Below are 24,374 nucleotides of genomic sequence, written 5' to 3' on the forward strand. Positions count from 1 at the left end.
TCACACCACTGTTGTTCAGGCGTCTGACTCGCGTGTTGCCACGGATGCACGGTTGCTGCGGACGATGGAGTTGAGGAACTTCACGCCGGCCATCTCGATGCTTTCAACAATCTCCAGTGTCTTGTTCTGCAGCAGCGAGTGGATCAGCAGCAGTGGAATGGCGGCCATCAGGCCGAACGCCGTGGTGTTCATCGCCACCGAGATGGACTGGGACAGCAGGGTGGCCTTGTCGGCAGGATCGGCATTGGCCACCGCAGTAAAGGCGGCAATCAGGCCGATGATGGTACCGAGCAGGCCCAGCAGGGTAGCGATGTTCGCCAGGGTGGACAGGTAATTGGTGCGCTTGGACAGCCGGGGGATGCTCTCCATTACACCTTCCTGCATGGCAGCGTGGATATCGTCACGACGAGGAGACGAACGCTTGGTGTCCAGTGCCACGGACAGCAGACGGCCAATGGCGGAACCGTTGCCTTGAGCCGCTGTCTCGGCCTGATCAAACTGCTTTTTATCCACCAGCGGAAGCAATTCCGAGTAGGCTGCCCGGTTGGCATGATAGGCGCGCTTGAGGAAGAACCAGCGTTCCACTGCAATCGCCAGCCCGACCATCAGTATCAAGGCGATCGGAAGCATAAACGCACCGCCATCCTGGAAAAAAGAAACGATTGTTGAATAAAGGTTCATGGTCTACACCCCACAGCTAGCTATTTGATTGGTTTGTGTGTTTCTGCTTGTTGGCTCACTCATGAGAAGAGCCCAGCGGTTCTTCCAGAGAAAGTTCGTCGTAAAACTGCATGGTTCTTGAGTGAATATCCCGGTCGACCACCTCAAACACCCTGCCTGAGACGGAGGTGATGGAGCGGTACAACTTTTCCGGTCCCTCAGGCGGCTTCCAGGGAATGAAATAACTCACCGAGGGCTGCTCCTTGTCACCGACAAAGGTGCTTTCCAGGTCAATGTCTTCCTGTGCGATCACCGCCTTGGCGAATGTCAGGGTCAAAAGGACTGTGACAGCGACCAGCGGCGAGCCGGGTCGCGCGATGTTTTTCAACATGGTGAACTCCTAGCCTTTGTCTGTCTGACCGTTTTCAGGGCCCTTGTCGGCAGCTACCGGATCCGACGATTCCGCAGGTAACTCCGACGGTGGTGGCGGGTTGTCGATGAAACTGGTTTCAATACCGGTGCGACGGCGCACCTCGACCAGCCAGTTGCCGACTTTGGGGTCGTTACCATTGGTGAGGAAGTCGTAGGCCTCGTAGTGAGGCTGGGCCAGTTCCGGTTGGTTCAGGTAAAGGTCATAGAGGATGGCCAGGTTCAGATGGGCCCCTGGAAAATCCTTCCACAGCTCCAGGGCATCAACATAGGTTTGTCTGGCGCCGTCAAAGTCACCCTGGCGACGCTGGAACAAGGCCAGTGCCATATAGGCGTTGACGTTGCTCCGATTCACCTCGATGGCTTTGCGGTAGGCCGCCTCAGCCCGCTGCGGGTTGTCCCGTTTGTCAGCGATCTCCCCCAGCTTCACCCAGGGCCCCGACAGCGTCGGATAATTCACTGTCATCGCTTTGAATGCCTTGCGGGCTTCACGATACTGTTCATCGGCCATCAGTTTGCTGGCAGATCGGAAGGCAAGCCTCGCCGCCTGGGGAACTTCCGAATCGTCGGTGGTATAGGGATTCGGCTCAGCGATGTACGCAATCCTGTCGCCTTCCGGCGTGTACGCCTGTCGCGGGAGCGGGGCCTGGGCAGGGGACAGCCTGGCCGGTCGATGATCTGCCTCCACCGGCTGGGACACTTCCCTCTCAGTAGCCTCGTTGTTGCCCTGGGGCTGTGGGATCAGCGCGGCACAGCCAGACACGAGAATTATCCCCAGTATGCCAGCGGTACGTACGGAATTAACGGATACCTTCGCCATAAGCCACCTGTACTTCTTGTTTGTCGAATCGCGCCGGATTGAGCCTGGCCATGTCTTCAAAGCTCTTTTGCACCCAGCGGTTGAAGATGCCGTTCCATGAGCGCTCGATATTCGCCTGATGAAGCTCGATGGCGAGCTCCTCAAACGGTATCGCCTGTTCTTCCAGCACCAGTTCGTACTGCATTCTTTCCAGATCGCTCAGCCCCGCCGGTCGGGGAGCATCCATCAGCTCCCGGGCAAACTGGCCATAGAGGTTGGCAATGTTGTAACTGGCGCGGGTGGTCTGTTCGAGCACACCGTATTCCGCCGCTTGCTGGTAACGGTCGAGGGCGTTCTTCAACTTTTCGTTCTTGCGCGGAATGTTTTTGTTGAGTGGCGCGCGCAGCTTCACCCGGTCAAATTCAATGCGCCAGTAATCGCCGTATTCGTTGTTGGCCCACGCCGCCAGCCATTCAGAACGGTCGCTCTGCCAGGAGCCAGGAGCCTTGTTGTGACCATCGATCACCCGGCGCAGCCAGTAAAGATGGCGATTGAGGTCGTTGTGGCGCTTGTACAGATAGGCTACGTGGTAGCGGGCTTCCATGCGGGTGTCGAACGGCTCTTCGTAATCGAAGGCCCACTTTTTGAAGTACGCCAGGGCCTGCTGCTCCTCACCGGCCTGCTCGTAGAGTTCGGCGGCCAGGAACAGCGCATCACGCCGTTCTGCGGCACTGGCATTGCTGTTGTAGATTGCCTCGTATTCCCTGGCGGCACTGGCCCACTGCTCGTCCTGTTCGTAGGCGTAGGCGATTTTCTGTGGCAGCGTCGCGGCCAGCTTGTGGTTAGGGAACAGGCGGCGCAGCTCGTGCATTTCCGTTAACGCCCGCTCCCAGCTTTCCAGCTTCATCAGGTAGGTGGCAGCGTCGAACTGGGCGGCCACTCGTGCGTCGGTATTGGGGGCAACGGCCTTGATGCGCAGGAACTGGTCAATGGCACCGACCATATCCTCGACGGCCAGGGCCTGTTCACCCTGCTTGTAGATGGTGATGGCCATACGCTCGGTTACCTTGCCGGACTCTTCGCTGTCGGCCGGAATGTAATCCAGTTGCTTGCGGTAACCTTGCTCCGCTGCAGCATAGTCGCCCAGCTCATATTGGCTGTGTGCGATCACGCCATAGGCGGTGCGGTTGAGGTCGCGATCCACGGTACCCGCCCCGCTGACTACACTGGTAGCGACTTCCAGCGCCTTCTCGTAGCGTCCCAGCTCGAACAGTTCCTCCGAAGCTTTGGCAAGAACGGCACCGGACCGCTCGTCCGCACGGTATTCCTGAACAAAGCGCAACTGGCTCTCCACCGCCTTGCTACGCCATTGGGTCAGCTCGTCGCTCTGCTTCCCGGCACTGGCAATAACCTGCTCCACCTGTTTCTGATAGGCCACAATGGCGGCATAACCGGCATCCGGACCGTACTCGGGGTGGCGGAACTCGTAGGCACTGCGCTCGTAGTCAACGATGGCCCCCGGGTAGTCTTCGCCGTCAAAGGCGGCTTCGGCACGCATGTACACCATTTCCGGAACACGCGGATCTTTCGGGAAGGTCTGCTCGTATTCGCTGTAGAAATCCGCCGCCTTGAGGAAGCTGGTGCGTTGCTCGCCGGCCATGGCCACGGCTTTTGATGCCTTGACGCTGTCTTCTGCCAACTCCCGCTTCAGGCGTTGGCCGGTGGCGTGGTAATGGCGGGCCAGCTCATCGATATAGGTTTTCAGGTTCGGTATAACCTTGGCCTTGATGTCCGCCGGCTTGGTTTGCCAGAACTCAGAGCGAATGCCGTAGTTGCGCACATAGCGCTCTTTCTCCGGCAATACCTGCTGGGAGAATTCACCATCCACATAAGCCCGGATCATTTCCGAGTGCATTTCCGGCGCACGGTCGGAGTCCGGATTGCTTTCTACGAACGCCCGGAATGACGACGCGGAGTCTTCGTAACGCTCTTTTTCCAGGTAATGCTCGCCCAGGCTGGAATACAGGATCCAGGTGTATTTGGCAGCCTCGGGGCGCCCCGCGAACATGGCGTCGATCTTGCCCGCGCCACCGGCATGGGCGAGCCCCACACTCATGATCCGCAGGGTGTCATCCACCAGGGAGCGGTCCACATTGTCGAGTTTTTCAACCTTGCCATCTTCTGGCATCAAACGGTCGAGTACCCGGGAGAAGGACATCAGGCTGCGGTCGTAATCGCTCAATTTGTAGCGCGCCCAGCCGAGCAGGTAATAGGAATTGTTGAGGAACTCGGACTCCCCGCCGATGGCGACCACAGACTGGTAGGCTCTCTCCGCCTCTTCGTATTGCTCGTGCCGGAAATGGATATCGCCCTTGCGGAAATACACTTCCGACAACCGGCCGGAGTCGGGATGGTCCTCGATGAAACGATCCAGGATTTTCTGGGCTTCACGGTCACGGCCGTCCAGGTCATAGGCCTTGGCCAACTGATACATGGCTTCCGCGTTTTCGTCAGCGCCGGGGTATTTCTCCAGAAGCTGATGGTAGGCGCTGATCGCTTCGGGGAAGTAACCATCGTCACCAGGCAACACGCCCAGAAGCTGGTGGTAGTCCCCTTCCAGCATGTACACGCTGGCAATCCGACGCTCAATCTGTTCCTTGAGTTTGCGCTCTTCCACCACCTCCAGCAGCCGGCGGTATTCCTCCCGCACGTCGGCATGGCGCACACTTGGCAGGGGGATGTCGTTCAGTGCCGGGCCCTGGTCCTGCAACCGGCCGATGGTTTGGCCGCTATCGAAGGTGCCACAGCCACTCAGCAACAATGCCAGCATTACGGCGCTAGATCGCATCGTTACTCTCCCCACTTTCCGCGCGTTCGTCCTGTCGTTCCACACTGGCGTTGTTGACGGTCGCCTCGTTTGTCTCAGTGCCGTCCAACTCCAGGAGAGAGCGATCAAGAATACGGACTTTCGCCAACTGGGCCTCTACCTGATAGTGCTTCAGCCGTTGCTCATGGATATCGAGTTCGGTCGACACCAGGGTGAGCATGACGTCTTCAAGCTTGGCAATCAGCGCTTCGGTCTGTGCCACGTTATCGTCAACCGCAGCCATCATGCGCCGGACTTTGGCTTCGTAGTGGGCACCGCTGCTACTTGAGCCACCACTGCGCAGACCATCCAGCATGGTCTGGCTGTTCTTCACTTCGAAGGCCAGACTGTCCAGCAGCCATTGCACTTGCTGCCGTTGCTCCGGGGCCAGGCCAGCCACGCGGTTGGTCAGGGCGTCGTGATCTGTCTTGATCTGCCCGGCCGTTGCGGCCAGATCACTCAGTTGCCGTGTTCGATGTTCGCTCGCCAGGGATTGACTGCGGGCAGCCAGAATGACGTCGAAGTCGTTTTTGCGGTTTTTCCACGACTCCAGGTTGTTGCGAATGGCGTAGAGATCGCGCAGGTCCTTGAGCACGGACTGGAAACTGTGATCGGACATCAGCTCCACCAGGAACGGCGACAGGTAATTGGCCGAAACCGACGGTGCCCGTCCAAACCAGTCACTCTCCCCCAACACTTTGTCGAGGTTGCGAACAAACAGCTCCATGATGTCTGCTTCCGCCAGGGAACTGCGTGCCTGGTCCAGCCAGGTCAGCGCCGTGCCGAACTGGTTGTCGGCGTCAATGAACCCTTGGGCAGCGCGGCCGTCGAGCCCCATCTGCTCATAGACGTGGGGCTTGAGCAGCAATGCTTCCTGCACCTCCGGCAAGGCTATGGAACGATTGGCCAACACCTCCAGAGGCCCCAGCGCATCCCGGAAGGCGCCGTCATTGACGGACTGCCAGCTGGCCCCCAGAAGACCGCGATTGGAGTAGGCTCCGTGGGTACGGACATGGGAGAACTGCTGGCGAGATTGTTCGTACTCCCCTTCGCGGGCGTGGAGGAAAGACAACGCCATGCGTGCGCGGTCTGCCAATCGGGACAGCTCCTCACTGTCGCCGCCATATGCCACCACACGCTCCAGTGCCTCGTATGCGAGACCGGGCTGCTGCTGATTGCCATAGGCAATGCCCAGGTTGAAGAAAAAATAGGGAGCGTACGGGCTATCGGTATCAATGCTGGCGGTGATGCTGTCGCTGGCTTCGAAGTAACCGAGTTTGACGTTCACCAAAGCGGCCAGGTAGCGGTATTCAGCGTCCAGTGACTCCGGCAACCGGCCCCGCACATTCGACAGATTGCGTGCGGCGCGCTCGGTATCCCCACGCTGGTATTGCATTTTGCCCAGGTAAAACCACGCCCGGTTACGGGCCTGTTCCGAGACGTTACCCTCGGCCACCCGGGTGAAGATATCCTCGGCCTGGACATCCAGCCCGTAGGACAGGCTGACACCACCTTTCAGCAGTTCCGGATAGGTGCCATGTCCGTGGATACCGCCCTTCTCTTCCGCGTAGGCGTACTCAACCAGCGCACCGAAATAGTCCTGCTGGTAGAACTCGTAGAGTATGGCGCCGTACTTCAGATCCTGGACCCGCTCGGTTGCCAGGCTTTGACCAGCACCACCCACCGCCACGACTGCGGCAACGGAGAGCGATAACAACCGGCGGGTTCCTTGCGCGTTTTTCCTCACCCACGTCCGCATCATAGACTCACCATTCCCGGATGCTGAATTCGGGCTGCTGCCGGGCTTCCGAATCTTCGATACTCAACTCGACATACTTGGGACCACTGCCCTTGGTGATGGCGTGGGTAGTACCCCGCTTGTACTCGCGGCCATTGGGGCCGGCGCCAACGAAAAATGCGGACACGGTATGCTCGCCGGGGCTGATATTGCCCAGGTGCAGGCGGTGCATGCCGCCTTTGGCCAGTGCTTCCCGTTCCTGGTCGCTGTAGAGGTAGCTGGTGACGGTTTCACTGTCGACTTTGAGTTTGACGCCCTCAAGACGAAAAAACTCGCCGACGTCCAGAGACAGAAAAACACTGAGTTGAGTATTGGCAGGAAATAACAGGTCCTCTTCAAGTACCCGAAGGTTCTTGTTCAGCGCTACCACTGATTGCTTTAACCCCTGGATATCCCGTGACAATTCATTGACCGCCTGCTGCGCCTGCTGGCGGCTTTTGCGGATCGACATCGGAGTTTCGATGATCTGGTCGAGCGCCGCAGCGGGAACGCTCTTGCTGGTGCCATCCGCCGCCAGCGCCTGACCTGTCATGGGGCACAGCACCGCCAACAGCATCGCCATAACCGCACGACGCCGTACCGGCCTGACCCAACTGGCAAACCCTTGAACAGTAATCTTAGCCATGGTGCTCCTCCGCCAACTCTGATTCGATTCGCTGGCTACGACTGAAAAACGGGGCACTGGCTTTTGAGGTTTCTGACGCTTGCCCGGGGAGCTCTTTTACTGGCCCTTGGTTCCCGATGGTCAGATTTATTGTCCTGAAAGTGTCATTCGTCAAATAACGTAAAATAACCTAGCACATGCTCTCTGCGATTCACCTACGCCTTTTCGCTCATTTTTCATTTCTGTGATTCCCCTCATGTTTCCCGACAGACAGAGTTGCCCTGCTCACATCGACGGTGCAAAGTCCGCCGGAAAGTGAATTTTTTATTCAACAAAAACATATGTTTACATACTTTTACATTTTTTAACAATGAATCAGGGCGGCTACAGAGAACCATGAAAGGATGTACCGGCGAGCGGCATTGCAGGCAGAAAGTTCCCAGAGACAGGTCATTGTCTAATGTGGCATTTGCCATTGTCAGCCTGCTCTGTTCTGCCTGGGCGGGTGCGGCGGATCAGGACAGCGATGGCGTGGTTCTGTACGTTGTCGATCCATTCGTTGAGATGCACACGGCTCCGGGACGCGGATATCCGGTATTCCACGTCATCGAGAAAGGCGAGCCAGTCGAAATCCTCAAACGCAAAACCAACTGGTACAAGGTGCGAACCCCGGCTGGAGAGGAAGGCTGGACCAAGGCCGCCCAGCTTGGCCGTACGCTGGCGCCGACGGGCATTCCCGCAGACCTGCCGGAAGTGGGCCATGGTGAGTATCTGGAGTCCAGCTGGAGGGTCGGTTTTACCGCCGGACAGTTCGAGGACTCCACCAGCTTCAGCCTGACCCTGGGCTACCGCCCCCTGAGCTGGGCCGGAGTGGAAGTGGAGGCAGGCAAAATCTACAACCAGTCCGTCACCAGCGACTACTACAGTGCCAATGTCATCATCGAACCGTTCCAGCAATGGGACATCACACCCTACGCTCTGGCAGGCGTATCCCGATTTTCCTTCGATGCCCGCCAGAAAATCCTGTTGAGCGAGATCGGTGATGCGGACGCTGTTAACTTCGGCGGGGGTGCCAGCTACTACATTGGCCGTAATTTCCTGGTCCGGGCCGAGTACCGCGTCTACTCGGTTTCATCCAATTCAGACACCACAGGTTTAAGCGAATGGAAAATCGGATTGAACACTTTCTTTTGAGCCAGAAGAGCGCTCGCAACGGGTTGACCGCGCTGATGCTCACGGGTATCGGTGCCCTGCCGTTGCAGGCACTGGCTGCGGAATCCGCGGCCGATGACAAGCCGGCGCCAGTCCAGGTCATTGCCCCGGAAGTCCAGCCTCGAACCATCAAGGAGGCAGACATCGATGCCGAATTTTTTGAGGTTGGCGGCTTTGCCGGGCTGCTGTCCATCGACAATTTCAGCACCGAGCCATTGATCGGAGTCAGCGCTGCCTTCCACGCCACCGAGGATTTCTTCATTCAGTTCAACTATGGGATGGCGGAAGCCGGCCTTACGTCCTTTGAAGAGCTTAGTGGCAGCAATGTCCGCCTGCTGAGCAGCTCGGATCGCGACTTCATCTACTACGATTTCCTGCTGGGCTACAATATTTTCCCGGGTGAGATCTTTTTCAGCGACACCCTGGCCTTCAACTCGGCTTTTTATCTGGTGGGGGGTGTTGGCAACACCGAGTTCGGCGGTGAAAACAATTTCACCACTACCTTCGGCACAGGGTTCCGCGTGGTACTGCTGGACTGGCTGACCGTACATGTGGATTTCCGGGACCATATGTTCAAGAGTGACCTGATCCGGGAGTCACAGCTGACTCATAACATCGAACTGTCATCCGGGGTTACCCTGTTCTTCTGATCCGGCTGCCGCCCTGGCCGGGGCGGCGCTTACTCTGACTCGTTTTCAGCCCTCATACTGTCCCGCAGGTCCTGGAAGAACTCTTCAGAGCGCTCCCGAATCTCCTGCAGCGTTGCTGCCCACTCATCACGGTTGCGCTCGAAGGAGTCACTGCCCACTTCCGCCAGCCGCTGGCCAGTTTCGGTCAGAGTGCGAGTCGCACTGGCGAGAGCTTCCAGTGAGGGTTCGGCGAGCTGTTCACTGCCGCTTTCCAGATCCTTCGCGGCCTGCTCCAGGTTTTTGCGGTCGCCTTCCGGTGCCTGTTGATTTTCTTCCAGTGCCCGGTTAACAGATTCTTCCAGCTCCTCCATATAATCCTGAAGTACCTGGCCGTACTCTTTGATGGCCTCGTCTGCGCGGCGGGCTACGTCGTTGGAGTAGGCTTCAAGTTCGCGGGCCATGTCATTCAGGCGCTGCTCCATGTCACTCGAGGAAGACGAGAAATTCGCGGCGATGCGGTCACTGATCTCGCTAAGTTGACCCATCAGGCCGCTGAACGGGGATGGATTCATGATGGCTTCGCCGGTACGTTCGTAATCCACCAGCCATTGCCCTTGCTGTTCAACCAGGTAGGTCATGACTTCGCGACGTTCATTGCCACCGGCACTCTCCGCTGGTAACCGGGTAACGATTGAGGCTTCGGTGCCATCGATCACCACGCGTCCATAAGAGGGCACCACATCGGCCCAGTCACGCTCATAACTGTCGAAGGCGCTATCATTGTCCAGAGTGGACAATTCAACCACGTCGCTGGCGTCGTTTTCAGCCATTGCCTGCCAGAAGGCGGCGGCCACTTCCTGCGGGGTATTGGGTTTGGTGCAAGCGGACACCAGGATCACCAGAGACACCCAGACAAACATTCTCAATACGGAGCGAACCATTCAACCGTTCCTCTGAAGACTGATCGAGTTGCCGATCATACACCGGTTACAGGTTGCAGGTCAGCTCCGCCAGCTCCTCATCAAACACTCGCTTGTTCTCACTATAATCCACCGGCACATCCACCAGATGAACACCACCGGCGGACTGGGCAGACGCCAGGATTGGTCTGAGGTCTTCCGTACGGGTCACCCGATGTCCGGTGGCACCATAAGCTTCCGCGTACTTCACAAAATCCGGATTGTCGTAGTCCAGACCAAAATCCGGAAAGCCCTCCTGTGACTGTTTCCACTTGATCATGCCGTAGGCGCTGTCATTGATAATCAGCACCACCAGGTTCAGCTCCAGTCGCACGGCGGTTTCCAGCTCCTGGCTGTTCATCAGGAAACCGCCATCTCCGCACACCGCCATCACTTTCAGACGGGGATAGAGCATGGCAGCCATCATGGCGCTGGGCAGGCCCGCTCCCATGGAAGCCAGGGCATTGTCCAGCAGGACCGTGTTATTGTCGTAGGCTGGATAATTGCGCGCGAACCACAGCTTGTACATGCCATTATCGAGGGCAATGATGCCGTCCTCAGGCATGACCTGACGAACGTCGTGGACAATGCGCTGGGGGATGATCGGAAAGCGGGAGTCAGACTCGCCTGCGCGCACATGTTCGTCCACGGCTGCCTTTACTTCCATAAAGCGACTGAAGTCATGGCTGTCACAGGGGGGACAGTGTGCAGCGAGGTACTCCACACTGTTCGCAATATCTCCGACTACTTCGTGCTGAGGGAAGTACACCGGATCAACATCTGCACCGCTGAAATTGACGTGAATAACCTGCTTGCCACCGGGTTTCATAAAGAACGGCGGTTTTTCCACCACATCGTGGCCCACATTGATCACCAGATCGGCGTGGTCAATGGCGCAATGCACGAAGTCCCCTGAGGAGAGCGCGGCGTTGCCCAGGTATCTGGGATGCCGTTCATCCACCACGCCCTTACCCATCTGAGTGGTAAAGAACGGAATGTTGCTGCTGTTGACCAGATGAACCAGCGCCTGGGAAACCCGTTTACGATTCGCACCCGCACCGATCATGATCAGTGGGTGCTTTGCACGGTGAATCATCTCACAGGCTATTTCCAGGCTTTTGGTGCTGGCCGTCGGCCTGCGCGCATCGCTGGGCTGAAAAATGTGAATGTCCGGTTCTGTGATCTCGGAAGCAATGTCCTCGGGCAGTTCCAGATGAACCGCACCAGGGCGTTCTTCAGAGGCCAGCCGAAAGGCTTCACGAATTTTGGCGGGAATGGTGTTGGCGTTGCTTATCTGCCGCGTGTACTTGGTCAGCGGGCGCATCAGATCCACCACATCAAGGATCTGGAACAGGCCCTGCTTGGAGGATTTGATCGGTTTTTGCCCGGAGATCATCATCATCGGCATGGCACCCAATTGGGCGTAAGCAGCCGCGGTGACCAGATTGGTCGCCCCCGGACCGAGGGTCGACAGGCACACCCCAACGCGCCCGGTAAGCCTGCCGTAGGTTGCCGCCATAAATCCGGCGGCCTGCTCGTGGCGATTGAGAATCAACTGAATACCCGATTTCCGGAGCGCTTCCAGCAATTCCAGGTTCTCTTCACCAGGAACCGCGAAGATGTACTGCACACCCTCACTTTCCAGCGCACGCACGAAGATTTCGGCACCATTTGCGTTACTACTGGCCGGTCCAGTCATACCGTCTCCTGATTCGCTGGTTCTTACAGGGCCCCCCGCTATCCGGACTGTGGAGGCTCCGCCTGCAGGGAAATATCCGCCGGGACCCGGTCACGCCCCCAGCTGACGTGAACTCGTTCAATCACCCGTTGTAGTTCGTCCAGGGGAATGTCTGCGGAATCACCACGTTCCAGGGGGTCAAAGTGAAAGATGTACAATCTGGACGCAAACTGCTCAAGCGGCAGGGAGGCTTCGCCAAACCGCTCGCCCTTGCGGGCCGTGCTCACCACCACGCCATCGCCCCAATTCTGGCCGCTGTCATTATTGGGATTGAAGAAGTACACCCGCATCACGTCTTCCGGATCCAGGGCCACTCGCAGGATGGTAATGGCGTGCCAACCGATAAATCGCGCGGCGCTGTCAGTGATGGCAATACCGGCCGGCTGCGGATGGATCAATGGCTGGTTACCGTTGTAGTAGGGGTGGTAGCTGGCGTAGAAATGACGAAGAAAACCCTCAAGATCCAGTAGCTTACCGGTCTCCACATCCACATTGATGGCGAAACCGCGGCCCGCCGACCAGCCATGGAATTCCGGATTAACCCACTGGTGAGGATCGCCAGGCCGTCCGACACACAGGCGTCCCATTTCCGCATAGATGCGATCCAGGTGCGGCACCACCACCAGGGATACTGGATCCAGATCCAGGGTGATCTCCGAGGCAACTCCACCCCCGCTTCGAGCGGAGGACACAGGCTGGCCCTCGAAATGCATGATAATTTCATTATCACGGGCCGCCCAGGCCACCATTTGCAGCAGGTAGTCGGGATCGTTATACGCCCACATGGACAAGGCCCGGGCCGACTGGCAGGTGGGGTTATGACCCTGACCAACTCCCAGGGGCTGACCCAGCATGTTCATCACCCCCTGGATCAGCCAGGCTCTGGGTTGCGGCGTGTAACCGTAAGCCAGCTGGATGCGCTCACGAGCCTGAGGGCATATCGATAGCAGCACCTGGCGCCACAGCGCCGGCGCAACCGGAGGCTGGTAAAGGATGCCCCGCTCCAGCATTAACGCCAGGCCATACAACCCCTGGGCAGTTTCCGGAAACACACCTTCTTTGAGTAGCTCGTGTACCAGCTCCCGGTAACACAGCAGGCAATCCCGACCGGTACTGGACAAACCCAGTGCCTCGGTCAGCAAGGCGTCCTGTTTTTCCAGGATATAACGCACAAACGCCGCATGGTAGGGAGACACCAGTCCGGTGTCGTGCATGGAGCGGGCAAAGCCGGTCGCCTCACTCTGCAACGCCACAGTATCCATGGACTGCAAACGTTCTTCGTATACCGGGATGCCCGGGTCTTCGCGACAGGCCTGGGTCGGACCATAAAGGCTGGAGATCAGGCGTTCCGCGCCCTGCCCTGCACCACCAAGATCGATTGCCGGATCAGTCCGGCATAAGGCGATCTGGGTAATCATCCTGCGGACACTGGTAACCTGAATCGGCCGCTGTTGAAGAATTCGCCAGATTTCCTCGATCAGCCGGTCAATTACATGCTCGTAGCCAATCTCCCGGGCCACGTGTTCTATGACGCCACGACTGATCAGAGCCAGTTTGCCCTGCTCGCGCTCAGCCTCGCCACCCTCGCCGAACAGTAAGCTCAGATTCAGTGCCAACACCTGGGTCAGGTAATGATGGGCTTGTTCGGCGGACACCGACGGATGCCAGTAATCCCCGGTTGCCACCGCCAGTAACCGCAATTCACTGAGCGCTTCAATGACAACGGTATCGGCATGGGGGCTTTGCAGGGAGCTGGTGGTCAGGTACGGCAATAAAATGGAAGGCTCAGCCCAGTCGGTGCCCAGGAAGACACCGGCATTCTCCAGCCTTTCCGCGCGCGCAGCCACGGCTGCGCAGCCTTCTGGCTGCAACAGCACCCGGCGTACGATATCAAACAGCCGGGGTAGCTTTGCGGGCTTGGCAAAGGGGCGACTGTCTTCCAGCGCCTCAATCGCATCATCCAGCCGCTGCACCAGCTTTTCAAAATTGACGGCCGGCACAGCGTTGCCAGGGTCGGAGTCGCTCAAACTGTCTTCCTCAGGGCCTGGACCAGGCCCACCGTTGGTAATTCCTGACGGAATTATACATAGAAATCCAGTTCTTCCTGGTGTTTAAGTAGATCCCGCATCACGTAGGGATCATCACCGAAGAAGTAGATCAACCCCCAATGGGTGCCAAACGCGGTCCGCTTGGTGACGGTTTCCTCCATCGGCGGCGTCAGCTCGTGGGACTCGAAATACTCGTGATTTTCGGTTTCCTCGGGCATTTCCAGCTTGCTGACTACCCGACGACGGGGATACACGCCGAAACAGCCAGCATAGCCCTTGGCGTCCACCACTTCTTTCGGGAAAAAGGCCTTCACCTCTTCCTCCGTGGTCTTCGGATCAAACGTCAGAATCAGGCCCTGATAGGCATTAAATCCGTAAGCCCTCTCCAGTAACTCAAAGACCTTGAAGCCCGGTGGGCGGTAGGCCACCTCACCAAAATACATGGTACTGTCGCTGGTGACAAAGTACTCGGGGTGTATAAACCCGAACTCGATGTCGAAGGTCTTGATCAACTTCTCGATCTCCGCGGTAATCTGCGGGCGATACTTTTCCAGGTCCGGTGTGGCCGGCACAAACACCGAATAGCCCAGGGTCACGTATTCCGAAATATTGAGGAATGCGACCTTGCCCTTGTGAATCCAGGCTTCCACGGCAAACTCCCAGCCGTCCAGGTGGGACTCCATCAACACCGGGAATTCCTCGTCCGGAATGGTATCCACTTCATCCGGGGTACGAATCACCCGATGCCCAAGGCAGCCAGCCTTGTCGAAGGCTTTCAGGTGGATCGGGTCGTTGGGGTCACCATCAAGTTTCAACAGTGTCTGGTTGACCCGCTTGAGGAATCGGACGACATCCTCTTTATCATGGGCCTCCTCGAAAATACCGACACGGATGCCGCCGAGCTGGGCACGTCGTTTCATCAACGCCTTGTCACGCAACAACATGGCCTGCCCAAACAGGCGAGGGCTATCCAGCAGCACCGAATTGATGGCACCGGCCCATTCCACGGTTTCCTCAAACAGCGGAATGGCCACATTCACTCCCATTTCCTTGAGAGTCTGTGCAATTTCGAAAGAACGATCGTTCAGGCGCTCGAAGTTCCAGGGCACGTAAGGAATATCGTGCTCCGTGCAGTAGGCTTCGGCCCAGTCGGGGGCAACCACGACATACCGGCGGTCAAATTTGTCTGCTGCCTCTATGGCGTTGAGACTCCACCCCAGCAGAGCGATGTATCCTTTTTCCGGATTGAACTTTTGTTCACTCACAGTGGTACTCCTTTCAGGGGATGTACCTACTAAGCTAGAGGTTTCAACACAAATGGCAAATGTTCTCTCCCCGATAAAACGCAAAAAGCACCACAAACGCTGGTAACTGGGCCAGTATTCGTAGTGCTCTCGCTGTTTTTAGATTAATTGGGTATATCAGCCCAATTGCAGCGTTGTCAGCGTTCTGTCCCGTACTTGCCGGAGCAGGGACTCATCATCGACCAGCGATTGGCCATAGGAAGGCACCATCTCTTTCATGCGGTCCTGCCACTCGGCCGTCCTGATCCTGTCAGCAAAACAGCGCTCAATGACGTCGATCATCGCATGGGCTGCGGTGGAGGCACCGGGAGATGCCCCCAGTAGGGCCGCCAGCGAGCCGTCTTTGGCTGCCACAATTTCCGTGCCGAACTCAAGCTTACCGCCACCGTCGGGGGTCTGCTTGATGATCTGTACCCGTTGACCGGCGCTCTGCAGTTTCCAGTTTTCCTCCCTGGCATTCGGGAAAAAATTGCGCAGCGCCGCCACACGCTCGGCGTGGGACTGGAACACCTCGCCAATCAGGTACCGGGTCAGATCCATGTTGGTCCTGCTGACGGAAAGCATCGGACGCAGGTTGGTGGGCTTCACCGATCCGAACAGATCGAACACCGACCCCTGCTTCAGGAATCGGGTGGTGAACCCGGCAAACGGGCCGAACAGCAATGCCGGCTCGCCGTTGATGATGCGGGTATCCAGGTGTGGCACTGACATCGGCGGCGCACCGATGGGCGCCTTGCCGTAGACCTTGGAGTGGTGCTGCTTGACGACCTCTGGCTCCTGACAGACCAACCACTGGCCACTGACCGGGAAACCACCATAACCGCGTGCCTCGTCGATATTGGACTTCTGCAGCATCGGCAGGGCGCCACCGCCAGCTCCCAGGAACACGAAACCGGCTTCCAGTTTCTTGACCTCACCGGTTTTCTGGTCTTTCACCCGCACTTTCCAGCGACCATTGTCCCGCTTCGCCAGATAGTGAACCGGGCTGCTGAGCATCAGTTCAAAATTGGGTGTACTTTCGAGGTGCTTGACCATACTCCGGGTGAGCGAGCCGAAATCGACGTCCGATCCATGAGTGATCCGCGTGGCCGCCACCGGCTGCTTGGGATCACGGTGCTTGACCACCAGCGGCATCCACTCGGCCAGGTCGTCCGGGGATTCGGTGTACTCCATTTCCCGGAACAGGTGATGAGCGCTGAGTTTTTCGTAGCGGCGCTTGAGGAACGCCACGTCCTTTTCACCCCAGACAAAGCTCTGGTGAGGTGTGCGGTTAATGAACGATGTCGGTTCCGGCAACATGCCCTGCTCAACCAGATAGGACCAGAACTGCAGCGACACTTCAAAGGAGGAGTTGATCTGAAGCGCCCGTTCGATGGCCACATCGCCATCCTCGGTTTCGGGAGTGTAATTCAGTTCGCAGTACCCGGCGTGGCCGGTGCCTGCATTGTTCCACCCATCGGTGCTTTCATGGGCAACGTGATCGAGACGCTCCACCATGACGATGTCCAGTGATGGGTCCAGCTGCCTGAGCATCATGCCGAGGGTAGCGCTCATGACGCCCCCGCCGACCAGCACTACATCCGCCTGTCTTACGGCCATTAGTCTTCACCCTGCTTGATTTTGAGCCTGTCACCTCTCCACGATCAGCAAAGAGGTCTTTGGGAAGCCTGCAGAGCAAGGAGTCTAGGGCCCGGCAACGGCTTCCTGTCCGAATATGTGGCGCAATTATCCCGGTTTTTGCCCCAAGAATAAATTGCGATAGTCAATGGGTACGTTTTACACCCCTGTAAAGATGGCAATCCGACAGTTGTCTTTACTTACGAACGGTAGCCCCCAGCATGTCAAAGGTCTAAAATCCAGCCGCTTGTCTAAAACCAACCGCTTTCAGGATGCCCTATGCTCAGTCTCGAGCCTGTTCTTGTATTACTGGCTATCCTGGCCTTGCTGGGCGTTATTTTTGAAGAAGTCATTCACGTCAACAAGGCCAAGGTTACACTTTTTTTCGGCACGCTGAGCTGGATGCTGCTGTTTGTCTTCAGTAAGGACGCTACGGAAACGTCTGCCATCTCCGCCGGACTCGCCGAAAGCATTGCAGAAATTGCCGGGCTATGGCTATTTCTGGTATCGGCCATGACGTTTGTCGCGTACCTGAACAAGAAGGGTATGATCGAAAATGTGGTGTACCTGATCATGCCGAAACAGGTAAGCGAACGGAAGCTGCTGTTTCTGACTGGCCTTTTCTGTTTTATCTTCTCGTCTTTGGCGGACAATATCACCGCCACTTTAGTCTCATGTTCGCTGATTCTCTCGCTCGACCTTGAGCTGAAAAAACGCATACAGTTCATCACCCTGGTGGTCTTTGCCGTCAACTCCGGTGGCGTCTCACTGATCACCGGGGACGTCACCACACTGATGATTTTCCTGGCGGACAAGGTCGAAATCCTGACCCTGCTGACCCTCGCCATTCCCGCGTCCATCACGGTGTTAATCCTGGCGGTTTTCCTGTCCCGCGGGCTCACCGGCACGGTTACTCTCAACGCCGCCAGCCATCAGGTACGCCCAGTGGATGCGGTGATCAGTGTCCTGTTCCTGTTAACCATCATTGCCACTATCTCAGGCAATGCTCTGTTCAGCATTCCGCCCGTACTGACTTTCCTGTTTGGTCTGTCCATTATGTTTCTGGTTTCCCGCTTTATGAGTACGGACAGTGACCTGGACCCGATCCTGGAATACATCCGCGTGATCGAGTTTGAAACCTTACTGTTCTTCCTTGGAATTCTGCTGCTGGTGGGTATGCTCAAGGAAATCCACGCCCTGCAGTCACTGGTGGCAATCTACGATATCCTGCCCCCGGTCGCGGCCAACTACCTGATGGGTATTTTCTCCGCCATCATCGACAACGTGCCGCTAACCGCTGCCTTGCTGAAGTCCGGCATTGAGATGAGTCCCGGGGAATGGATGGGGCTGACCTACGCTGTCGGTGTTGGCGGCTCGCTGCTGGTCATCGGTTCGGCCGCCGGCATCGTAGCTATGAGCAAGATTTCCGGGCTGACCTTTGCTACCTATATGCGGTATCTTGGCCACCTTTTGCTGGCTTACACCCTTGGCTATGCGGGGGTATTCATGCTGGGTCGTTTCATTCACTGAGGTTTAATTATGTTGTTGGCAATTGGAGCCATTATTGCCGGTCTTATTCTATTGGTCTGGAGTGCCGACCGGTTTGTCGAAGGCGCCGCCGCTACCGCCAAACACTTGGGCATGCCATCGTTGCTGATCGGTATGGTGATCATTGGTTTCGGCACCTCGGCGCCGGAACTGGCCGTTTCCGCCATGGCCGCCGCCGATGGCAACCCCGGCCTGGCATTGGGTAATGGCTACGGCTCCAATATCACCAACATTGCCCTGATCGTAGGCCTGACGGCGGTGATCGCCCCCATCGCGGTCCACTCCCAGGTGATCCGCAAGGAACTGCCACTACTGCTGGTGCTGACCGCCATTGCCGGCGTACAACTGCTGGACGGACAGTTGACCCGGTTGGACGGCTGGGTATTGCTGGGTGTATTCGCCGCTGTCATGGGCTGGTCCATTTACCAGGGGATCAGGGGCAAGGAAGACACCCTGGTCGGTGATACCGACGCGGAACTGATCGCCCATCCAATGCCATTGAAAGTCGCTCTGATATGGCTGGTGGTTGGTCTGGTGTTGTTGATTGTCAGCTCGAGGATGCTGGTCTGGGGCGCGGTGACCATCGCCCAGGCTCTGGGCGTCAGCGATCTGATTATCGGCCTGACCATCGTCGCCATCGGCACCTCTCTGCCGGAACTGGCGTCTGCATTGGCCGCAGTCAAGAAAAACGAGCACGACCTGATTCTCGGCAACATTGTGGGTTCCGGAATTTTCAACACCCTCGCAGTGGTCGGCCTGGCGGCAACCATAAACCCCCTGACCGTTGATCCGGAAGTCCTTTACCGTGACTGGACACTTATGGCCGCGCTCACTTTGGGACTGCTGCTTATGACGGTAGGGCTGACCGGAAAACGCAAGCTGATCAGCCGTTTCGACGGCGCACTGCTGTTACTGGTTTACGTGAGTTACACCGGCTATCTGGCGTCGACTATCATCAGCTGATCAGGAAAGGTGGTGCCGCGGAGATCACGCGGCTTCACCATCTCCCAGCAGGTTTTCCAGGCGCCCGCGCACCTCAGCCATCACTGCCACGAGATCTTCCTTGCCTTTACCCGACATATCGATCGGGGCACCCACCCGGACATCCACGGGCTGCCCCAGATTGATACGCCATGTCCTGGCCGGCAAGACCTTGTGAATGCCGCGAATGGCCACCGGCACGATCACCGCCTGAGTGTCCAGCGCCAGGTGGAAACAGCCCTTTTTGAATGACAGCAAGTGGCCGTCAGGTGAGCGCGTGCCTTCTGGCGCGGCCCAGAGCACGATGCCGCTTTCCATCATCGCCCTGGCCTTTTCAAGGTCCTTTACGGCACGCTGCCGGTGGGCCCGGTCAATAGAGGGAAACTCCGCCGCCTTCATCGCCTGCCCAAGCAACGGAATGCTGAACAGCTCCTTCTTGGCCAGCATCCGCACCGATCCGGGCATGGAGACAAAGGTCACCGGGATGTCGTAATGGCTGGCATGGGTGCACATGATGATGTAGCGCCGGCCATCGCCAAAATCAGGCACCGCGCCCCGTACCGTGAGACTCACCCGCACCAACCGCAACAAAGCCGCCGACCACTCCCGGCAATACTTGTCGACAATCGGTCGATTCAGCTGGCCAAACAGGGCCCGCAACAGCACCAGCAAGGAGTACAACGCCGTCAGCCCCACCGATCCCAGAACAACCCCTGCCCGCCTCAGCAAGGTCGCCGACTCCGTCAGCGGGCTCATATCCAGTCTGATCACGCAGGTTCCTTACTGATCCCGAAACACCATGGCAATAGAGTTCAGGCAATACCGCTGGCCGGTGGGAGGCGGTCCGTCGGGAAATACATGGCCCAGATGACTGTCGCACCGGGGGCACCGGATCTCGGTGCGAGTCATACCCAGGCTGGTGTCCTCAATGTAGCGGATATGCTCCTTGTCATAAGGCTGGAAGAAGCTTGGCCAGCCGGTTCCTGAATCAAACTTGGAATTGGAACTGAACAATGGCAGGTCACACAACCGGCAGTGGTAGACCCCCTCTTTCTTGTTATCCAGCAACGTCCCGCAGAAGGGATGTTCGGTACCGTGGTCAAGCAGCACCCGGCGCTCTTCCGCCGACAGGTCTGCTGACATTTCCTCAACCTGCGACGGGGTCAGGGGGGTCAGCTCGTATCCGGAAGCAGAAACACTCATGACAATCTCCTCAGGCTGTGTCGTCGTTGCGGTAATCGGGTTTCAGATAATCGCTATAGGTCTTCTCCAGCTTTTCCACCTTCGGTGCGGCGACCGCCATGACGTAGGGTTGATAGGGGTTCTGGGCAGCGAAGTTCTGGTGGTATGCCTCGGCCGGATAGAAAGCCTCCAGCGGCTCCAGCCGGGTAACGACGGGCTCCGGATAGACCCCGGCAGCGTCCAGTTGACGGATGTAGGCTTCAACCACACGCTTCTGCTCCAGCGTTTCATAGAACACCGCGGACCGGTATTGGGTGCCCCGATCATGCCCCTGACGATTTAACTGGGTGGGGTCGTGGGCCACGGAAAAGAAGACTTTCAATAGCTGACCAAAGCTGACTTTGGATGGATCATAGTGAACATCCACCACTTCGGCATGGCCAGTCTGGCCACCGCACACGGCTTCGTAATTCGCGGTGTCGGCACTACCGCCAGCATAACCGGACTCCACGAATGTTACACCGTTGATCGCCAGGAAAACCGCTTCAACGCACCAGAAACACCCGCCAGCCAGGACCACATGGGCAGCGCCGGCACTGTCATCGAGATCCTGCTCCGGATCAGGGAACCGGCTGCGCGGCACTTCCAGCCCCGGAATATTGCATGATGTTGTCATAACCGCCTCCGCTTGTTTGGTGAAACATGAACATTGTATCACTGCGGTTGCAACCCTCCCCAAGCCAACCATAATGGAGTTAGGGTTTGCCAATACGTGCAATGCAGGATCTAACATGACCGCCAGGGCCCATACACCAGAAAGTCAGGATGAACTACTGGAGTACCGCTTAAGCCTCCGGCTTGGCCCGGTCCACGCCCGCCAGAGGCTGGGGATCGAACGGGAAGCCGAAGCCAAGGTATTCGGACCGAACCACAAGACATTCCACCTTGAAAACTGGGCATTAGCGCCTGGGTTTATCCGTTTCTGTCTGCAAATGTCCGGCCTGCTTCGGCGCGGGCAAAACAACAGTCGACACCTGACCACCACCAACAACTCGTTTCATGTACCTGATCTGCCGGCATCCTTTGAAGGTTTCCGCATTCTCCATCTGACGGACCTGCATGTCGATATGGACGAGGCCAACCTTCAGTCGGTCATCGACCAGATTACCCCCCTGGAATACGATCTGTGCGTGCTCACCGGTGATTACCGACGCCTGACCTGGGGGCCCGTGGACGAAGCGCTCGATGGCATGGCAAAACTCCGGGATGCGATTCGCGGCGATGCCTACGCGGTGCTTGGCAATCACGACAGTATAAGGATGGTTCCCGGACTGGAAGACATGGGCTACCGGCTGCTGATGAACGAACATTCAGAGATTCATCGCAATGGAGAAATCCTCTACCTCGCCGGGGTGGATGATGCCCATTTCTACAAGGTTCACAATCTGCATCGGGCAGGGGATAACATTCCCCTTGCGGGCATCAGCATTTTGCTTAGCCATACACCGGAGATCTATCGGGAAGCCGCACACGCCGGATACGACATATTTCTGTGTGGCCATACCCACGGTGGTCAGATCTGCCTGCCCGGCGGCTTCCCCGTCACCCTGGATTCTGATTGCCCTAGGGCTCTCGGCCGTGGGCACTGGCGAATGAATGGCATGCAGGGTTACACCTCGCCGGGATCAGGCACCTCGGTGATCAATGTGCGCCTGAACTGCCCACCGGAAGTGACGATCCACACCCTGACCCGGGGCCCCAAATAATGGTCAGTGCGGCTGGTGCCGGATACCCAAACGGTAAAGCAGGGGTGAGAACACTATATTGGACAGGGTAAACAGCACCACAACCGCCAAAGCCTGCCAGAGCCCCACGGGCAACCAGAAAAATGCCAGAATCATGGGCAATAGCGCTTCCGGAACCTGATCCAGCCATAAAGCCCTGGCGCTGGCCGCCAATCCACGGCGACGCTTGATGAAGCTGCTGAGCATATCGCCGAGCAACCCCATAAAACCGAACAGGGAACCAAAGAACAGTCCCAAACCCACTGCCATGGCAAACAGGCCACAACTCAGTGTGCCAGCCACCACACCACGCCATGTTTTACTCTCGCCCAGCAGTGGGCGACCATCGCGCCAGAGTCGGCCACCGTCCACCGGTGCCGACCAATGATGGCCGAACAATCTCCTGGCAACCACCGGGGCTCCGTTAGCCAGCACCAACATCACAAACAACTCCAGTGCCAGGATCAAGTCAATCAGCCTCCGGTTCAGGAAACCCCGCCACGGGTCAGTTTGAGCGGATCCATCAACGTTTCCAGCCGGGCTCTGTCCAGCCCACTTCGTTCCTCTGCCACATCAATCACCGGGCGACCGGTACGATAGGCCTCCTTGGCGATGTCCGCCGCCAGGGCGTAGCCAATTTCCGGATTCAGCGCAGTGACCAGCACCGGATTTCGTCCCACACCGGCGTTCAGGTTATCCACGTTGACCGTGAGACCCTTGATTGCTTTTTCTGCCAGCATGGTGGAAGCGTTACTCAGCAATGAAACCATATCCAACAGATTGGCCCCCACCAGCGGTAGCATCACATTGAGCTGGAAATTACCGGACTGACCCGCCAGCGCAATCGTTGTATCCATCCCCATGACCTGGGCACTGACCATGGCCACCGATTCCGGAATCACCGGATTCACTTTCCCCGGCATAATGCTGCTGCCGGGTTGCAGCGCAGGCAAACTGATTTCTGCCAGCCCATGAATAGGCCCACTGTTCATCCACCGCAGATCATTGGCGATCTTGGTCAGTACGATTGCCACGCCCCGGAGTTGGGCAGACAGCGCCACCGGCGAATCGATCGCACTTTGCCCGACAAATTTGTGCTCCAGGGAACGAAAATGGTAACCGGTGTCGGTCGCCAGGAACTTGACGAATTGTGCGGGAAATTCATCCGGTGCGTTTATCCCGGTGCCTACCGCAGTCCCGCCCTGCGGCAATGCCATCAGATCGTCAGCCGCCGCTTCCACACGCTTTTCCGTCGCCTGCAGTTGCTCCCGCCAGGTGCGAAGTTCCTGCCCCACAGTCACCGGCATGGCATCCATCAGGTGGGTCCGCCCGGTTTTAACCTGTTCCGAGAACAGCGCTTCGCGCTCGTAGATGACACCGCAGAGGTGAGACAACGCGGGCAACAGTTGGGTCTGAACCACCGTAACGGCACTGACGTGGATGGCGGTCGGTATCACGTCATTGGAACTCTGGCTCATATTGACGTGATCGTTGGCGTTTACCTGGACACCGGCACGCGCCGCCAACGCAGCAATCACTTCGTTGACATTCATATTTGTGCTGGTGCCAGAACCGGTCTGATAGCGGTCCACCGGAAACTGGTCTGCAAAATCGCCATTCACCACGTGTTCGCATGCATCGATGATCGCATCCCGCTTTTCATTATCCAGGAAGCCAAGACTGGCATTGGCCTCCGCCGCTGCCTGCTTGACCCGGGCAACAGCGGCAATGAACGCCGACGGCATGGGCTGACCACTGACCGGGAAGTTGTCAACGGCGCGTTGTGTCTGCGCGCCCCAGAGAGCGTCCGCTGGCACACGCACCTCTCCGAGACTGTCTTTTTCCGTTCTGAATTCACTCATGACACCCTCTCCTTATCGGTATCAGGGAATCGTCACCCCCCGTGGTGGGATTTCAGCCTCACATGGTCACAAATTCCCGTAACCTGTTCAAAGTTAACAACTAATGTCTGGACGGTATTGGTGTAGGTATCGTGGAGATGAAACTTGAATCGGTGCTGCTTCTCACCCTGCAAAAAGGCATCGTATTCCTTCACGAGCTCACGGACATCTCCACCATTGTCCTGGGACCACGTGGCATTGAACGGGCCGAGGACAGCACCGCCTGCCAGGCAGATGGTCACTTCGTGATTGGTCAGGGCGTTATCGGTTATTGCCATGATGCACTCTCCTGAAATTCATGGGATCTCAGGAATC

General features: G+C 57.5%; 22 protein-coding genes. 5 read left to right on the forward strand and 17 right to left on the reverse strand.

Annotated features, from left to right (window positions below):
- Positions 1-15 precede the first annotated feature (15 nt).
- From MARLIPOL_RS04525 to MARLIPOL_RS04550, 6 genes are read right to left on the reverse strand one after another with little or no spacing between them, the layout of a single operon-like run.
- Positions 16-681, reverse strand: a complete 666-nt coding sequence (locus MARLIPOL_RS04525; RefSeq protein ID WP_012136909.1) for a MotA/TolQ/ExbB proton channel family protein — start codon at positions 679-681, stop codon at positions 16-18.
- A gap of 55 nt (positions 682-736) precedes the next feature.
- Entirely contained in the window at positions 737-1,051 is a 315-nt protein-coding gene (locus MARLIPOL_RS04530) for a hypothetical protein (RefSeq protein ID WP_012136910.1), read from the reverse strand.
- A 9-nt stretch (positions 1,052-1,060) separates the two neighbouring features.
- Complete coding sequence (locus tag MARLIPOL_RS04535) at positions 1,061-1,909, reverse strand: tetratricopeptide repeat protein (protein WP_012136911.1); 849 nt, start codon at positions 1,907-1,909, stop codon at positions 1,061-1,063.
- A complete protein-coding gene (locus tag MARLIPOL_RS04540) occupies positions 1,890-4,736 on the reverse strand; it encodes a tetratricopeptide repeat protein (RefSeq protein ID WP_012136912.1) in 2,847 nt (948 codons plus the stop codon). Before MARLIPOL_RS04540 ends, MARLIPOL_RS04535 begins: the two co-directional genes overlap by 20 nt.
- Entirely contained in the window at positions 4,726-6,516 is a 1,791-nt protein-coding gene (locus MARLIPOL_RS04545) for a tetratricopeptide repeat protein (RefSeq protein ID WP_145768731.1), read from the reverse strand. Before MARLIPOL_RS04545 ends, MARLIPOL_RS04540 begins: the two co-directional genes overlap by 11 nt.
- Before the next feature lie 4 nt (positions 6,517-6,520).
- Positions 6,521-7,177 carry a hypothetical protein gene (locus tag MARLIPOL_RS04550; protein WP_012136914.1) on the reverse strand — a complete coding sequence of 219 codons (657 nt, stop codon included), beginning with the start codon at positions 7,175-7,177 and terminating at the stop codon, positions 6,521-6,523.
- Positions 7,178-7,618: 441 nt separating this feature from the next.
- On the opposite strand from MARLIPOL_RS04550, the gene MARLIPOL_RS04555 reads away from it, so the two are divergent.
- Positions 7,619-8,350, forward strand: coding sequence for an SH3 domain-containing protein (locus tag MARLIPOL_RS04555; RefSeq protein WP_012136915.1), 732 nt, complete (start codon positions 7,619-7,621; stop codon positions 8,348-8,350).
- Positions 8,320-9,018, forward strand: a complete 699-nt coding sequence (locus MARLIPOL_RS04560) for an outer membrane beta-barrel domain-containing protein (protein ID WP_012136916.1) — start codon at positions 8,320-8,322, stop codon at positions 9,016-9,018. The genes MARLIPOL_RS04555 and MARLIPOL_RS04560 overlap by 31 nt, the downstream gene beginning before the upstream one ends.
- A 29-nt stretch (positions 9,019-9,047) precedes the next feature.
- Here MARLIPOL_RS04560 and MARLIPOL_RS04565 read toward each other — a convergent pair whose 3' ends face one another.
- The 5 genes from MARLIPOL_RS04565 to mqo all read right to left on the reverse strand — a co-directional run bounded on the left by MARLIPOL_RS04565 (position 9,048) and on the right by mqo (position 16,645).
- On the reverse strand, positions 9,048-9,938 hold the full coding sequence (locus MARLIPOL_RS04565) for a hypothetical protein (RefSeq protein WP_012136917.1): 891 nt from the start codon (positions 9,936-9,938) through the stop codon (positions 9,048-9,050).
- Positions 9,939-9,984: 46 nt separating this feature from the next.
- Entirely contained in the window at positions 9,985-11,655 is a 1,671-nt protein-coding gene (locus tag MARLIPOL_RS04570; RefSeq protein WP_012136918.1) for an acetolactate synthase large subunit, read from the reverse strand.
- A gap of 38 nt (positions 11,656-11,693) precedes the next feature.
- Positions 11,694-13,721 carry a hypothetical protein gene (locus MARLIPOL_RS04575; RefSeq protein ID WP_012136919.1) on the reverse strand — a complete coding sequence of 676 codons (2,028 nt, stop codon included), beginning with the start codon at positions 13,719-13,721 and terminating at the stop codon, positions 11,694-11,696.
- A gap of 53 nt (positions 13,722-13,774) precedes the next feature.
- Positions 13,775-15,007, reverse strand: coding sequence for an ATP-grasp domain-containing protein (locus MARLIPOL_RS04580; protein WP_012136920.1), 1,233 nt, complete (start codon positions 15,005-15,007; stop codon positions 13,775-13,777).
- A gap of 156 nt (positions 15,008-15,163) precedes the next feature.
- Positions 15,164-16,645, reverse strand: a complete 1,482-nt coding sequence (mqo, locus tag MARLIPOL_RS04585; RefSeq protein WP_012136921.1) for a malate dehydrogenase (quinone) — start codon at positions 16,643-16,645, stop codon at positions 15,164-15,166.
- A gap of 297 nt (positions 16,646-16,942) precedes the next feature.
- Between mqo and nhaD the strand changes: the two genes are divergently transcribed.
- Together nhaD and MARLIPOL_RS04595 are read left to right on the forward strand one after the other, a co-directional pair.
- A complete protein-coding gene (gene nhaD, locus MARLIPOL_RS04590; RefSeq protein WP_012136922.1) occupies positions 16,943-18,193 on the forward strand; it encodes a sodium:proton antiporter NhaD in 1,251 nt (416 codons plus the stop codon).
- A 9-nt stretch (positions 18,194-18,202) separates the two neighbouring features.
- On the forward strand, positions 18,203-19,174 hold the full coding sequence (locus tag MARLIPOL_RS04595; RefSeq protein ID WP_012136923.1) for a calcium/sodium antiporter: 972 nt from the start codon (positions 18,203-18,205) through the stop codon (positions 19,172-19,174).
- A gap of 24 nt (positions 19,175-19,198) precedes the next feature.
- Here MARLIPOL_RS04595 and MARLIPOL_RS04600 read toward each other — a convergent pair whose 3' ends face one another.
- From MARLIPOL_RS04600 to msrA, 3 genes are read right to left on the reverse strand one after another with little or no spacing between them, the layout of a single operon-like run.
- Entirely contained in the window at positions 19,199-19,963 is a 765-nt protein-coding gene (locus MARLIPOL_RS04600) for a lysophospholipid acyltransferase family protein (protein ID WP_012136924.1), read from the reverse strand.
- A gap of 9 nt (positions 19,964-19,972) precedes the next feature.
- The gene (msrB, locus tag MARLIPOL_RS04605) at positions 19,973-20,395 is read right to left on the reverse strand and encodes a peptide-methionine (R)-S-oxide reductase MsrB (RefSeq protein ID WP_012136925.1); all 423 of its coding nucleotides are present in this window, start codon (positions 20,393-20,395) and stop codon (positions 19,973-19,975) included.
- 10 nt (positions 20,396-20,405) lie between these two features.
- Positions 20,406-21,050, reverse strand: a complete 645-nt coding sequence (gene msrA / locus MARLIPOL_RS04610; RefSeq protein WP_012136926.1) for a peptide-methionine (S)-S-oxide reductase MsrA — start codon at positions 21,048-21,050, stop codon at positions 20,406-20,408.
- A 115-nt stretch (positions 21,051-21,165) separates the two neighbouring features.
- Here msrA and MARLIPOL_RS04615 point away from each other — a divergent pair, with 115 nt between their 5' ends.
- Complete coding sequence (locus MARLIPOL_RS04615) at positions 21,166-22,140, forward strand: metallophosphoesterase (RefSeq protein WP_012136927.1); 975 nt, start codon at positions 21,166-21,168, stop codon at positions 22,138-22,140.
- Between the two features lie 3 nt (positions 22,141-22,143).
- Here MARLIPOL_RS04615 and MARLIPOL_RS04620 read toward each other — a convergent pair whose 3' ends face one another.
- From MARLIPOL_RS04620 to MARLIPOL_RS18965, 3 genes are read right to left on the reverse strand one after another with little or no spacing between them, the layout of a single operon-like run.
- Positions 22,144-22,626, reverse strand: coding sequence for a CDP-archaeol synthase (locus MARLIPOL_RS04620; RefSeq protein WP_012136928.1), 483 nt, complete (start codon positions 22,624-22,626; stop codon positions 22,144-22,146).
- Between the two features lie 17 nt (positions 22,627-22,643).
- Positions 22,644-24,020 carry a class II fumarate hydratase gene (locus MARLIPOL_RS04625; protein ID WP_012136929.1) on the reverse strand — a complete coding sequence of 459 codons (1,377 nt, stop codon included), beginning with the start codon at positions 24,018-24,020 and terminating at the stop codon, positions 22,644-22,646.
- Between the two features lie 32 nt (positions 24,021-24,052).
- Positions 24,053-24,337, reverse strand: a complete 285-nt coding sequence (locus tag MARLIPOL_RS18965; RefSeq protein ID WP_012136930.1) for a hypothetical protein — start codon at positions 24,335-24,337, stop codon at positions 24,053-24,055.
- Between the last annotated feature and the right edge of the window lie 37 nt (positions 24,338-24,374).

It is taken from the genome of Marinobacter lipolyticus SM19 (assembly GCF_000397065.2).
Taxonomy (GTDB): Bacteria; Pseudomonadota; Gammaproteobacteria; order Pseudomonadales; family Oleiphilaceae; genus Marinobacter; species Marinobacter lipolyticus.